A 12973-nucleotide genomic window follows, 5' to 3' on the forward strand; every position below is an offset into this window, starting at 1 on the left:
TCTACGCAACCCTCGGTAATGGCATGAAGTTGATCGTAAATTGCGGATTGTGCAACGCACAGTTGCATGATTTTGAGGAAATAGCCGTGCTAGGATCGTAAACACAAATGATATTAATTATTATTCAATAAAAGGGGTATCGATGAACGTCGCTGGGCTCACCTTATCTGTCTCTACTCTGTTGTTGGCTGCTTTACCCTTGAGTGCACAGGCACACGAAGTCGCCGGGGGAGAGCATGGCCCTTCCGTCGTGAGTTTGGACTGGGGCGCTGCCGATACGCTGGATGAGCTGGGCTTGGCCGAGCATCTCGTCGGGGTTCCACATCAGTCTGCACCCGCCTATGTGTCGCATCTGATCAAAGATCGAGCAGATGTCGGCGGACTCAAGGAGCCTGATGTCGAGGCGATCGCGGGATTGAAGCCGGATCTGATTCTGGTCACCGGCCGTCAGTCTGGATCGCTTGAGGCGCTCAAGGCTGTGGCGGAGACGCGTGATGTCACTCTCGAAGAAGGCAATTACTTCGAAGCATTTAGTGACAAGGTGCTGAGCCTGGCGTCCCCATATCATGCTAAGGAAAAGGCGCACGATCATCTTGCAGCGCTTGAGTCTGCAATCGATACGGCACGGGAGGGGCTCGTTAACGATCTTCGAGTGCTGGTCGTGACTCACAATGACGGTCGCTATGCTTTGCGTAACGAGCCGGTAGTGACTGAGCTGCTGCAGATCGAACAGCCGGCGTTGCCGGATTCCGTGGAGCCGGTCAGCCGTGGCGAGCGCACCTTCTATCCGCTGTCATGGGCGAACATTGCTGAGATGGCGCCAGATGCACTGTATGTGGTTGATCGCAGTGCTGCCATTGGCCAGACCCCGATGGATGCTGACGTGCTTGAGGCCGCGCTGGCCGATGCTGGCGGCGCGGACATTGGTGTCACCGTGCTATCCCCGGGGCTTTGGTATCTCTCCGGCAATGGCTTGCAGAGTGTGCGTGCTCAGATGAATGAAATTCTCGAAGGGCTGTAAAGGCCGGGGCACACGGTTTCTTGTCAGACACACGAAGGCCAGGCATCTGCCTGGCCTTCGTGTGTCTGCCTGATGTGCATCAGGCGATGTTGTCTGATCAGAGGCTTTAGCGCTGCTTCAGCTGATCGCGCAGACCGGTCGGGACCTGTTTGATGATCAGACGGTCAGTGGCTTCATCGTATTCCACCGAGTCGCCCAGCAGGTGCGAATCAAAGCTGATCGAGACGCCCGCGGCGCGCCCGGTGAAACGCTTGAACTGGTTGAGCGTCTTCTTGTCCGGCGGGATTTCCGGCGACAGCCCATAGTCACTGTTGCGAATGTGATCGTAGAAGGCCTGCGGATGCTCCTCATCGATCAGCTCTGACAGCTGATCCAGCGTGATCGGCTCGCCGAGCTTGGCCTGATCAGTGGCGTAGTCGACCAGGGTATCAGTTTTCTCGCGGCTGGCCTCCTCGGCCATGTCTTCCTTCTCGACATAGTCGCTGAAGGCCTTGAGCAAGGTGCGAGTTTCCTGGCCGGCATCCCGCTGCTCCTGTGCGCCCAGCGTTTCGGCGAAGGCCTCGGCGAGCTTGGTGCGTCCGCGATCGCGCGCCCAGGATAGATAGGGGTGAGACGTCGAGCTGCCTTGCCACTGACTGATATCCAGTCGTGCGGCCAGCGACATTTGGGTCATGTTGAGCTGTCGGGCGGGGGTTACCGCGAGAGACTCGTCGATCGCGAAGCCGTCACGATGGTGCAGCAACGCCATGAACAGGTGGCGCGTCTCGCCCTGTTGGTGATCCACCACCAGCAGATGGCCGCCTGTCGGGAGGTTGTCATCGATCAATGGCATGAGTCGACCGGCAAGCGTCTGGGTCAGGCTCGCGAAATCGGTATCACCTGCGAGGAAAGACGCCAGCTCGGTGGGGAAGGCGGCAGGTGCGTCTTCATTGAAACGCCCCCAGTTCTTAGCCTTGCCGTGGTAGGCATCATTGAGCCCGGACACCAGATCCTCCAGTGCATCGGATGCCGGCAGGGCGGTGGCGGCAGGCACCAGCTGGGCCGGCGTCTCGCTATTGCCCTTGTCGATACGGTGAATGATGCTGTGCAGGATCGGCATGGAAACCTCCCTCGGCTGCGATGAACGGGCTGGGGATGATACCTGCCACGATTCGGCAGTGGTAGGGCTGTAGTGGTCAACTAGGCCTGGGCAGTATAATCAGGTTTCCCAAGGGGGGGGAGCGATCGAAATACCCGTAGTGAATGCTTTAGCCCGCTGCCAGTTGCAGTAATCCTTCAATCAACTCTCGATATCTTTTTATCTCTAGCTGTATTGTCTGACGATTCGAATGCTTACCAATGACAACGGGACGGCAAATGCCGTCCCGTTCAGTATCACCTGTTCACTCTGGTAATATTTTCTAAGACCGCAAGAACCTTAGGTCTCGCGGTGGCCGTCGATCAAGCGGCTGATCCCGGCAGGATTGCCGTCACGCAGTGTTTCGGGCAGCAGGCTCTGTGGCAGGTCTTGGTAGCAGACTGGGCGCAGAAAGCGATAAATTGCAGCGCTACCTACCGAGGTGGTCCGTGAATCAGAGGTGGCAGGATAGGGGCCACCGTGGACCATGGCGTGGCATACCTCGACGCCGGTCGGCCAGCCGTTGGCCATCACGCGACCAGCGCGACGCTCGAGCACAGGCAGCAGATAACGGGCTGCGCCTAGGTCGTCTTCGTCCATCTGCAGGGTGGCGGTGAGCTGGCCTTCTAGCGATTCTGCCACGTGCTTGACCTCGTCGAGGTCGGTGCACTCAACCACCAGTGAAGTGGCACCGAACACTTCGGCCTGTAGCGTCTCATCGCTCATGAAGTCCTTGGCAGAGGTCAAGAACAGCCCGGTCTGGCAAGCATTTTGGCCCTCACCGGCGCCGCCGCGGGCGACTTCGCGGGCAGTGCTGCTTTGCAGAAAACCGTCGACGCCCTGCACGTAGGCATCATGAATGCCTGGGGTCAGCATGGTTTGGGCCGCGGAGTCTTTTACCGCCTCGCTGGCGGCAGCCACGAAAGCATCGAGTGCCTCGCCCTTTACCGCGATGACCAAGCCCGGGTTAGTGCAGAACTGGCCGGCTCCCATGTTCAAAGAGCCGACAAAGGCATTACCCAGTTCCTTGCCGCGTGCCTTGAGTGCTTCAGGCAATAGGAACACTGGATTGATTGAGCTCATCTCGGCGTAGACGGGGATCGGTTCGGGGCGTTCTTGGGCTGTTTGCATCAGAGCGGTGCCGCCCGAGCGGGAGCCGGTGAAGCCCACCGCCTTGATGCGCGGATCGCGAACCAATGCCTGGCCGAGCTCACGTCCGGAGCCATAGAGTAGTGAGAACACGCCTTCGGGCAGTTCGCTTTTGGCTACGGCGCGTTGTATGGCGCGACCTACCAGCTCGGAGGTGCCGGGATGTGCAGCGTGAGCTTTGACAATGACTGGGCAGCCTGCGGCCAGCGCCGAGGCAGTGTCACCGCCGGCTACGGAGAACGCCAACGGGAAGTTGGAGGCACCAAACACGGCGACGGGACCCAATGCGATGTGACGCTGGCGCAGGTCGACCCGCGGCATTGGCTGACGCTCAGGTAACGCAGGGTCAAGGCGCACATCGAGCCACTCGCCATTGCGTACGACCTGTGCGAAGAGGCGTAGCTGACCGCATGTACGGCCCCGTTCACCCTCGAGCCGGCCACGGGGCAGTCCGGACTCCGCCATGGCGCGCACGATAAGATCATCCCCGATTGACTCGATCTCCTCAGCGATGGTTTCGAGAAAGCACGCACGGGCTTCGAGGCCAGTCTCGCGGTAGGCATCAAAGGCTGTCCAGGCCAGTTCACAGGCACGCTCGACCTCCGCTCTCGAGCCTGCCTTATAGCCGGGTTCGAGGGTTTCGCCGGTAGCGGGGTCCACTGCGTGGATGGCATTGCCATTGCTGAGTACGGCCTGTTGGCCAATGAGTTGCTTGCCTTCCAGGGTCATATAGTCTCCTGACTCATGGTTGAGATAAATGCTAGTGGTCGTTCTTGAAGCGCTTTAGTAATGGCCACGTGTGGCGAGATGGGAGAAGAGTGAGCGTAGCCCGTAAGTCCAGGCTGGCAGGCGATCGCTGCGATCGACGTGATTGATCAGGGCGCCGAGACTGGGCGTCGCGATGGTCACGCGATCGTTTAGGTGGTGAGTAAAGCCTTGGTCGGGGCCATCACGATCTTGAACAGGCGAGAACATAGTGCCGAGAAACAGCATGAAGCCGTCGGGATACTGGTGATGAGTGCCGTGAGTCTGCGATACCAGCTCCAGCGGATCGCGGCTGATCTCGCGCATGTCACTAGAATCTTCCAGCACGAAGTCATCATCGGCCCCCTCGATGCGCAATGAGACTTGCGCGTGGCGAATGGTATCCATCGTGAAGTGATCATCGAATAAGCGGATGAAGGGACCGATGGCACTGGAAGCATTGTTATCCTTTGCCTTGCCCAAAAGCAGGGCGCTACGTCCCTCTATATCGCGCAGATTAACGTCATTGCCGAGGCTGGCACCCCGCGGAGTACCTGAGGCATCTACGGCGAGAACTATTTCGGGCTCGGGGTTGTTCCAACGCGAAGCGGGGTGCAGGCCGACGGACTCTCCGAATCCTATTGATGAGAGCGGCTGAGCCTTGGAGAACACCTCGGCATCTTCACCGATGCCGACTTCCATATACTGCGACCAGGCGCCACGGGCTTGGAGATCGGCTTTAAGAGCCAGGGCCTCGGTAGAGCCTGGCCGTATACGTGACAGGTCACCGCCGATCAGGGACTGAATCTCGCGACGTAGTTCTCCGGCTCGCTGCGGGTCGCCAGCAGCCTGCTCTTCGATCACGCGCTCGAGTAGGCTGACCGCGAAGGTTACACCACAGGCTTTGACTGCCTGCAGATCGCATGGCGCGAGCAGGCGGGGAGCATTGCTTGAATTGTTCAGCGAGTTCTCGAGTAGAGACTCGACCCGCCCCAGCGATTCGCCGTCAACATTTCGAACAAAGGCGGCAGGATCTGCTAGGTCGAGCAGGTCGGCGATGGTCGCGATGTGTGTAGAGATGTCAAGCACCTCGCCATCGCGGACGATCACGATTGCAGGGCCTGGGTGCTGCATCTCGCGCCAGACTCGGCCAATCAGCATAGCTCGATCGAGATCATGAGGGAGGCATTTATGGATATCGACGTGATGCATACTCATTCCTGTGACTGGTAGTGTATGGCTGGGGCTGTCACGCGAGGCAAAATTCGTCCGGCGGCCATCAGGTCATCTGGATCGAAAAGTTGCTTGAGATCGGAGATCAGCTCGCGTTCAAGCTCGCTGAGACCATCGAGGAAAGCGGTCTGCTTGGTGCGTCCGATGCCGTGCTCGGCGCTGATGCTGCCCTGGTAATCTTCGACTATGGCGAATAGTTCTGTTTCGAGTGCGTGAAGCAGCACGCGCTTGGCAGTGAGCTCCAGCTCGGCAGGCGGCAGTAGGTTGAAGTGAAGGTTGCCGTCGCCGATATGTCCGTAGGCGATGACTGTGGTTTGAGGTGAGATTGCAGCCATGGCTCGGTTGGCTTCATTAAAGAAGTTACCCAGCGTGGAGATCGGTAGCGCTATATCGGTGCGCAGATGCTCGCCATGGAGCTGCTGGCCCTCAACCATGGCTTCGCGAATCCGCCAGAGGCGAGCAGCTTGGGCGTCGCTACTGGCTAGCACACCATCGAGTACTTGTCCGGCTTGCATGCCACTATCGAAAAGGTGCTCAATCATGGCATCGAGATCGACTGGACCGCTGGCGGTAATTTCCAGCAGTACATAGAAAGGTGCTGGAGTTTCCAGTGGATCGGGCAAATCGGGTGCTGCCTCGAAGGCGAGTTCTATGCAGGCACGTGGGATCAGCTCGAAGGCGCTCAGGAGGTCGCAGCAACTGCGCCTTGCCAAAGCATAGAGTCCTAGCGCAGCGAAAACGTCTGGCACAGCGACCAGCGCGGTGCGCGTTTCTTGGGGTTGAGGGAATAGCTTGAGAACCACTCCAGTGACGATGCCTAGCGTGCCTTCGGCTCCAATGAACAGCTGCTTTAGGTCATAGCCACGGTTGTCCTTGTGCAGCGCACGCATTCCATTCCAAATACGCCCGTCGGGCAATACTACCTCCAGCCCCAACACTAGCTGGCGCATCATGCCGTATCGTAGAACGTTGAGTCCGCCGGCATTGGTTGCGACGTTTCCGCCGATCTGGCAGCTGCCTTGGGCACCGAGGCTTAGGGGGAAGTCGCATTCGTGTTCTGCGGCTACGTCCTTGATAGTCTGTAGTACGCAGCCACTGTCCACGCTCAAGGTGAAATTTAGAGGGTCGAGCTCACGAATCTGGTTGAGGCGCTCTAGACTGATTACCAGTTCTGGTTGCCCGGCATCGGGTAGGGCGCCACCAACTAGGCCGGTATGACCGCCTTGCGCGACCATGGGCACCCGATGGCGGTGGCAGAATTCGACAATCCCGGCCACTTCTTCGGTGGTTCGTGGGCGTGCCACAGCTAGAGGGCTGCCGAGCCTATCGCCTGCCCAATCTACTGCGTAGCGCGACAGGTCTTGCGACGACTCCAAGATGCCGCCCTCACCAAGTAGCGCGTTCAAGGCGTATATGACTTCTGAAGAACTAATGTTCATACTGAGTTCCTCTTCCTTGATCTGGTGGGGTTAGCGGAACCATAGAACTAATCCGGGGAAGGCCAGGAATAGGGCTAGTAGGAGGAGTAGTGTGGAATAGAAGGGCAGTAGGCTCTTGACCAGGTGCTCCATACTGACCTTGCCGACGCCGCAACCGACGTAAAGCACGGTACCCACTGGAGGTGTGATCAAACCGATGCCAAGGATGAACGACATCAATACACCGAAATAGACCGGGTCGATGCCGAGCTTAACTACTATTGGAGTCATCAGCGGGGCAAGGATGACCATGGCGGGCGTCAAGTCCATAAAGAAGCCGACGATGAGCAGGAATAAGCTCAAAATGCCTAGGATTACGAACATGTTATCCGACAACGCCGACAGACTAGCGACCAATTGTTGGGGGATCATATTGGCGGTTAATAGCCAGGCCAGAACATTGGCGAACGCCAACAACAGCATGACGACCCCGGTAAGCTTGCCGGTAGCGATACAAAGTTGGAAGAAACGCTTCAGCGGCAAGCTGCGGTAGACGAACATTGACACTACTAGAGCATAGAGAAGTGCGATTGCGGCACTTTCAGTAGGCGTGAAGACTCCACTCAGAATCCCTCCCACGATGATCACAGGAAGCAGCAAAGCCAAAAAGGCGCTCTTCAATGCAGCCAAGAGTTCGCTGGCATCGAAAGGCTGGGCCTTGCCATTCTTTTTCGACTGGAGATAGGTAGTGACGGCAAGCCCCAAAGTGATCAATATCCCTGGAACTATTCCGGCCAAGAACAATGCCGAGATCGATGTGCCGGTAACAACGCCAAACAGAATCATGGGGATTGATGGGGGGATGATGATGCCTACCACCGAGGCGGCAACGATTATCGCAGTTGCCATCGGGGCCGAGTAACCATGGCGCTTCATGGGATCTATCATCATACTTCCGACGGCCGAGGCATCGGCGACTGCCGAGCCGCTGATGCCCCCGAAGAACATTGAGGTCAGTACTGCAACTTGGCCGAGCCCTCCGGAAATGAAGCCGACCATGGCGCTAGCGAGGCGCACCAAACGCTTGGCGATACCGCCTTCACTCATTACCTCCCCTACTAGGATGAACAAGGGGATCGCTAGCAGTGGGAAGGAATCAAGACCGTTAACAGCCTCCGAAACGATGGGGCTCAGTGCGTAGTCAGCAGAGACGAATATGAACAGGCTGATAGCAGCGAGCCCGAAGGAGATCGGCATGCCGATCACGATGCATAATGCTAGGCCTAGCAACAGGCTCCAGAGAATCATTTCGGGCTCCGCTTTAGCAGCTGAAATAGGAAGATCGTATTGGCAATCAATGTCAGCACCGCCATGACGGGCATGGCACTGTATAGCAGGGTTTTAGGAAGCTTTAGCAGTGGGGTTGTGCTGATGTAGCCGGCGACCAAGTGCTGGAAGCCGAGGAGGATACAAACGCATACGACATAGATGATTAGTACTGAGAGAATGCCGAAGACTCTACGGATCTTCGGTGGTGCCATGTTCTTGAAGAAGGTAACCGAGACATGCTCGTTGTTGAGGCTGCCTAATCCGGCGCCGAGCAGCACTAGCCAGATGAATAGCACTCGCGATAGTTCTTCGGCCCACACGAAGGAGTAGTTGAGTACGAAGCGACCGAAGACGTTAGATACCACACAGAAGACGACCCCCAGGACCAGCAGGCCAATGACGATCTCGAGGCTGCGCTTGAGCAACCCCAGTACTGAAGAACGAGAGGAGATTGAGCTAGCGTTCATGGCGGACTCTTGTGACTGGCGCGTTAAGGTATAGGCGGGACGGCGCTGGCCGCCCCACTACGGCATATCCGCGTTTATTGTGATGCCTTTCGGATCTCATCGATCAGCTCACCGCCGATCTTGTCGCGCCAATCGTCATAAACCGGGGCCAGCTTCTCTTGGAATACTTCGACTTGCTCCGGAGTTAGTTCAGTTATCTGCATGCCGGACTGCTTCAGCTGCTGTTTGATTTGATAGTTCAGGGTACGGCTAACTTCGCGCTCGTAGTCACCCATCTGCTTGGCAGCGTCTCGCACTAACTGCTGATAGCCTGCAGGTAGGCGGTTCCAGAAACGTTCGGACACCAGCGTAATAAAGGGCGTGTAGACATGGTTAGTCTCACTGGCGTAGTCCTGCACCTCAATGAACTTAGAGGCTTCGATAGTGATCCAGGGGTTCTCTTGGCCGTCCACCACACCCTGTTCTAGCGCTGTGAATAGCTCGGCGAAAGACATTGGAGTCGGGTTGGCACCGAGCGTTCGCCAGATATCTAAGTGGATATCGTTCTGCATTGTACGAATCTTCAGGCCGTCCAGGTCGTCGGGAGACGTAACCGGTGTAGCGCTATTGGTCAGCTGACGATAGCCATTTTCGGCCCATCCAATAGCGACAAGTCCTTGTCGCGAAGCGTCATCGAGCATCTTCTGGCCGATCTCACCGTCCAAGACCGTATCGGCAACTTCTGGGGTGGGGAATAGGAATGGCAAGTCAAAGACAGCAAATTCCGGAAACATTCCCACTAGAGGCGAAGTGGAGGGAGCGGTCATCTCGAGTGTGCCGGACTGAAGGTTGCTGACGGCTTGAAGGTCATCTCCAAGCTGGGCGCTATGGAAGAGTTCGACCTGGATGTGGCCATCGCTACGCTGTTCGACGATCTTTTCGAAATACTCTAGACCTCGATATTGGGCACCGGACTGAGTGGTGCCGATACTGAACTTGATCTTGAAATCACCTTCAGCTTGGACAACGTCGCCTTGGACGGCAGGAATTGGTGGAATTTCAGGTGCGGCGCTGGCCTGTAAGGTGGTTAAACCTAGCAGTGTGGCGCCGATCAGAGAAGTCACACGCGTCATTGTGGTTGTGTGCATGCTTGGTTCCTTGATATGGCTAGCGTGTCTACGTTTCGCGGCGTGCCATCCGAGCGCAGTGCGCTACGTATGGCCGATTATGGTTACATTAATTTTAGTTATGTTTATCAATGCCTCCTTTATGTTCAACTTACACGAGGAGGCACCTGATGAGACTTGGCCATTGGTCGAAGTGCTGCAGATATGTTGAAGGTCAAATCATTGCTGCCAAGCTTCACCATCTGGGAACTGAAAGCGTGCCAGTGATTCGGGGTGCATAGTGATGCTGTATCCAGGGCCCTCTGGCACTAGATAGCGGCCCTTATTGATACGAACCGGGTCGAGAAAGTGCTCGTGCAAATGATCCACGTACTCAAGAAGTCGACCCTCAAGCGAACCGGAAACGGCAATGTAGTCAAACAAGGATATATGTTGGGTATATTCGCACAGTCCAACGCCTCCGCCATGTGGGCAAACTGGAACGTCGTACTTGGCTGCGAGCAGCAACACAACGATCACCTCGTTAAGCCCACCCAGCCGTGCAGCGTCGAGCTGACAGAAGTCAATTGCCTCGGCTTGGAGTAGCTGCTTAAACATCACCCTGTTATGACAGTGCTCACCAGTGGCAACACCGATTGATGGAGCAAGGCGGGCGCGGATCTCTGCATGGCCAAGGATATCGTCCGGGCTGGTGGGCTCTTCGATCCATAGCGGGGCGTACTCTGCGAGGCTGCGCATGTTCGCGATAGCCTCGTCGACATCCCACATCTGGTTAGCATCCATCATCAGGGTGCGCTGCCAACCAATTTCTTCGCGTAGAATTTGTGCGCGCTGCCGATCTTCAGTCAGGTCACCACCGACCTTCTGCTTGAAATGCTCCCAGCCCTCTGCAAGTGCCTCTCGCGCCAAGTGACGTACTTTGTCCTCGGTGTATCCGAGCCACCCCGCTGATGTCGTGTAGCCCGGATAGCCGGCCTCTCGCATATACGCCTCGCGCTTGGACTTTCCAGACTCGTTACGCTTGAGGATTGCCAGTGCTTCGCCTGGGGTCAGGGCATCGCTGACGAAACGGAAGTCCAGACAGCGCACTAGTTCTTCAGGGGTCATGTCGGCTAACAGCTTCCAGATGGGCTTGCCTTCGCGCTTAGCCCAAAGGTCCCAGATGGCGTTGACGATAGCGGCACATGCAAGGTGGATAACTCCTTTCTCTGGGCCCAACCAGCGCAGCTGGCTATCTCCACTGATTAGGTCTCGCCAGAAGCTACCCATGTTGGCTGTTATCGCTTCCAGTTCACGCCCCACGATGCGTGAGGACAAGGAATTCACGGCAGCTACACACACCTCATTTCCGCGACCGATGGTGAAAGTCAGGCCGTGACCTTCGCGCCCGTCGTCTGCATCTGTGGAAAGTACTACGTAAGTGGCCGAATAGTCGGGGGCAGCATTCATGGCATCTGAGCCGTCTAGGTCCCGTGAGGTTGGGAAGCGGATATCGCGCACTTCGAGGTGAGTTATGGTGGTCATCTTTACTCCTGGGTGGTCGTTTTTTAAGTCGTGGTAGGGTCTAGCGTCCTAGCAGCGTATGTGTACTCTTTGATATCTATCCAATCAAAAATAAGTTTTAGCGATTCGTTTTGGTTATCGGTGGTCTGGTGCCCTGATGTTCTGCGGGTGGGGGGGCACAGCATGGGGAGGAATTCACCTTAAAGAAATTTTTTAAATACGAATGTATGTTTCTTGGTTGTTGTCCTTAAGTGTCATCTCGTGGAAGCATTGGTAGTCCCCCCCCTAGCAATATCTATTTCGAGGTGCTGGCATGGAACTGATCAATGATTTACATGTGCTGGTCAGGCTGGATGATGCTGATAATGTAGGTGTTGCTACCCGAGCTATCCCTCAAGGCTATCCTGTTGACGGTAGCCAACATCTTGCCAAGCAGAATATCGATGCAGGACACAAGGTGGCAGTGATGTCGATCGCTAACGGCGAAGAGATCATCAAATACGGTCAAGTCATCGGTGTTGCTAGTCGAGATATTGATATCGGCGAGCACGTGCACACGCATAACTTGGCAATGCGTGAGCGCGACTCTTCATTGATGAATTTCGTTTCAGCCGAGAAGACGGCGATGGTGGAAAATGATCGGACCTTCGACGGTTACCATCGGGACAATGGCCAGGTTGGGACACGCAACTACATTGGCATCCTATCGACGGTGAATTGTTCGGCGACGGTGGCCAAGATGGCGGCGGAATCACTCAATGCCAGCGGAGATATCGAGGCGCTGGGGTTTGATGGTGTTGTTCCGGTTACTCATGGATCAGGGTGTGCCATTAACACCGAGTCCGACGGCTTCACTTTTCTCGAAAGGGTGATAGCGGGGTACGCCCGACATCCTAACTTTGCTTTCGTGCTAATCATCGGTCTGGGCTGCGAGACGAATCAGGTCAAGAAACTGGTCGAGAAGTCAGGCCTGACAGATATCTCGCGCATTTATTATTTCAATATTCAGGAGGCAGGGGGCACTCGCGCAAGCATTCGACTGGCCAGCGAGAAGGTGCTGGAAATGGCTCGCGCGAAGGGCCCCGCGGTGCGGCGTCCGGCGGCGCTAAATCATTTGACCGTGGCGCTACAGTGCGGTGGTTCTGACGGTTATTCGGGTATCTCAGCTAACCCAGCCCTTGGCCATGCTGCAGATCTTATTGTGAAACACGGCGGGAACGTGATCTTAAGCGAGACGCCTGAGATCTATGGGGCGGAGCATCTATTGCTTGATCGTGCCATCGACAAAGAAGTGGCGGTCAAGTTGCTTGAGCGCCTTGCCTGGTGGAAGCATTATACTCGCATTAATGGGGCAGAGCTCAACAATAATCCGTCGCCGGGCAACAAGGCGGGAGGCTTGTCGACGATTCTCGAGAAGTCGTTGGGAGCAGTAGCTAAGGGTGGCACATCGAGCCTCAATGACGTACTCGAATATGCCCAGCCGCTCGTGAGAAGCGGACTCAATTTCATGGATAGCCCCGGTTATGACCCAGCATCGGTGACCGGTCAGATTGCCTCGGGGGCCAATATGGTCTGCTTCACCACCGGGCGAGGGTCGGTATCGGGCTTCAAGCCTGCGCCTTGCCTTAAGCTTGCGACCAACACTCGTATGTTTGAGGCCATGCGTGAAGATATGGATATCAACTGCGGTATCATCGTCGAAGGGGTAGGGAGCATAGATAGCGTTGGTCGTGAGATTTTCGAACACATCATATCGGTAGCCTCCGGTCAGCTCAGCTCTAGCGAGACTCTTGGTTACGGTAATAACGAATTCGTACCTTGGATGGTTGGAGCAATTACCTGATCAAAATCGGAGGCGGCTTCGTAAATATATTGCTAAAGGTGAT

The 12973-nt window shown here is 56.2% G+C and carries 10 protein-coding genes; 2 read left to right on the forward strand and 8 right to left on the reverse strand.

What is annotated here, in order from left to right; genetic code table 11:
• Positions 1–142: 142 nt before the first annotated feature.
• Entirely contained in the window at positions 143–1021 is an 879-nt protein-coding gene (locus PJK54_RS01660; protein WP_271302062.1) for an ABC transporter substrate-binding protein, read from the forward strand.
• Positions 1022–1127: 106 nt separating this feature from the next.
• Here the strand turns inward: PJK54_RS01660 and PJK54_RS01665 are convergent, their stop codons facing one another.
• The 8 genes from PJK54_RS01665 to PJK54_RS01700 form a co-directional block, all read right to left on the reverse strand.
• The gene (locus tag PJK54_RS01665) at positions 1128–2120 is read right to left on the reverse strand and encodes a nucleoid-associated protein (RefSeq protein WP_271302063.1); all 993 of its coding nucleotides are present in this window, start codon (positions 2118–2120) and stop codon (positions 1128–1130) included.
• A 318-nt stretch (positions 2121–2438) separates the two neighbouring features.
• The gene (locus PJK54_RS01670; protein ID WP_271302064.1) at positions 2439–4016 is read right to left on the reverse strand and encodes an aldehyde dehydrogenase (NADP(+)); all 1578 of its coding nucleotides are present in this window, start codon (positions 4014–4016) and stop codon (positions 2439–2441) included.
• A 54-nt stretch (positions 4017–4070) separates the two neighbouring features.
• Positions 4071–5243 carry a fumarylacetoacetate hydrolase family protein gene (locus tag PJK54_RS01675; protein ID WP_271302065.1) on the reverse strand — a complete coding sequence of 391 codons (1173 nt, stop codon included), beginning with the start codon at positions 5241–5243 and terminating at the stop codon, positions 4071–4073.
• 2 nt (positions 5244–5245) lie between these two features.
• Positions 5246–6703 carry an FAD-binding oxidoreductase gene (locus PJK54_RS01680; RefSeq protein ID WP_271302066.1) on the reverse strand — a complete coding sequence of 486 codons (1458 nt, stop codon included), beginning with the start codon at positions 6701–6703 and terminating at the stop codon, positions 5246–5248.
• 30 nt (positions 6704–6733) lie between these two features.
• Positions 6734–7990, reverse strand: coding sequence for a TRAP transporter large permease (locus PJK54_RS01685; protein ID WP_271302067.1), 1257 nt, complete (start codon positions 7988–7990; stop codon positions 6734–6736).
• Positions 7987–8478 carry a TRAP transporter small permease gene (locus PJK54_RS01690; protein ID WP_271302068.1) on the reverse strand — a complete coding sequence of 164 codons (492 nt, stop codon included), beginning with the start codon at positions 8476–8478 and terminating at the stop codon, positions 7987–7989. The genes PJK54_RS01685 and PJK54_RS01690 overlap by 4 nt, the downstream gene beginning before the upstream one ends.
• Before the next feature lie 74 nt (positions 8479–8552).
• Entirely contained in the window at positions 8553–9605 is a 1053-nt protein-coding gene (locus tag PJK54_RS01695; protein WP_271302069.1) for a TRAP transporter substrate-binding protein, read from the reverse strand.
• 198 nt (positions 9606–9803) lie between these two features.
• Positions 9804–11108, reverse strand: a complete 1305-nt coding sequence (locus PJK54_RS01700; RefSeq protein WP_271302070.1) for an L-fuconate dehydratase — start codon at positions 11106–11108, stop codon at positions 9804–9806.
• A gap of 292 nt (positions 11109–11400) precedes the next feature.
• Between PJK54_RS01700 and PJK54_RS01705 the strand changes: the two genes are divergently transcribed.
• The gene (locus tag PJK54_RS01705; RefSeq protein ID WP_271302071.1) at positions 11401–12930 is read left to right on the forward strand and encodes a UxaA family hydrolase; all 1530 of its coding nucleotides are present in this window, start codon (positions 11401–11403) and stop codon (positions 12928–12930) included.
• Positions 12931–12973 lie beyond the last annotated feature (43 nt).

The organism is Cobetia sp. MMG027 (assembly GCF_027947415.1).
GTDB lineage: Bacteria > Pseudomonadota > Gammaproteobacteria > Pseudomonadales > Halomonadaceae > Cobetia > Cobetia marina.

Coding starts and splice junctions, on each gene's coding strand:
- PJK54_RS01660 (WP_271302062.1), top strand. CDS start 143: ATGAACGTCGCTGGGCTCACCTTATCTGTCTCTACTCTGTTGTTGGCT.
- PJK54_RS01665 (WP_271302063.1), bottom strand. CDS start 2,120: ATGCCGATCCTGCACAGCATCATTCACCGTATCGACAAGGGCAATAGC.
- PJK54_RS01670 (WP_271302064.1), bottom strand. CDS start 4,016: ATGACCCTGGAAGGCAAGCAACTCATTGGCCAACAGGCCGTACTCAGC.
- PJK54_RS01675 (WP_271302065.1), bottom strand. CDS start 5,243: ATGCATCACGTCGATATCCATAAATGCCTCCCTCATGATCTCGATCGA.
- PJK54_RS01680 (WP_271302066.1), bottom strand. CDS start 6,703: ATGAACATTAGTTCTTCAGAAGTCATATACGCCTTGAACGCGCTACTT.
- PJK54_RS01685 (WP_271302067.1), bottom strand. CDS start 7,990: ATGATTCTCTGGAGCCTGTTGCTAGGCCTAGCATTATGCATCGTGATC.
- PJK54_RS01690 (WP_271302068.1), bottom strand. CDS start 8,478: ATGAACGCTAGCTCAATCTCCTCTCGTTCTTCAGTACTGGGGTTGCTC.
- PJK54_RS01695 (WP_271302069.1), bottom strand. CDS start 9,605: ATGCACACAACCACAATGACGCGTGTGACTTCTCTGATCGGCGCCACA.
- PJK54_RS01700 (WP_271302070.1), bottom strand. CDS start 11,108: ATGACCACCATAACTCACCTCGAAGTGCGCGATATCCGCTTCCCAACC.
- PJK54_RS01705 (WP_271302071.1), top strand. CDS start 11,401: ATGGAACTGATCAATGATTTACATGTGCTGGTCAGGCTGGATGATGCT.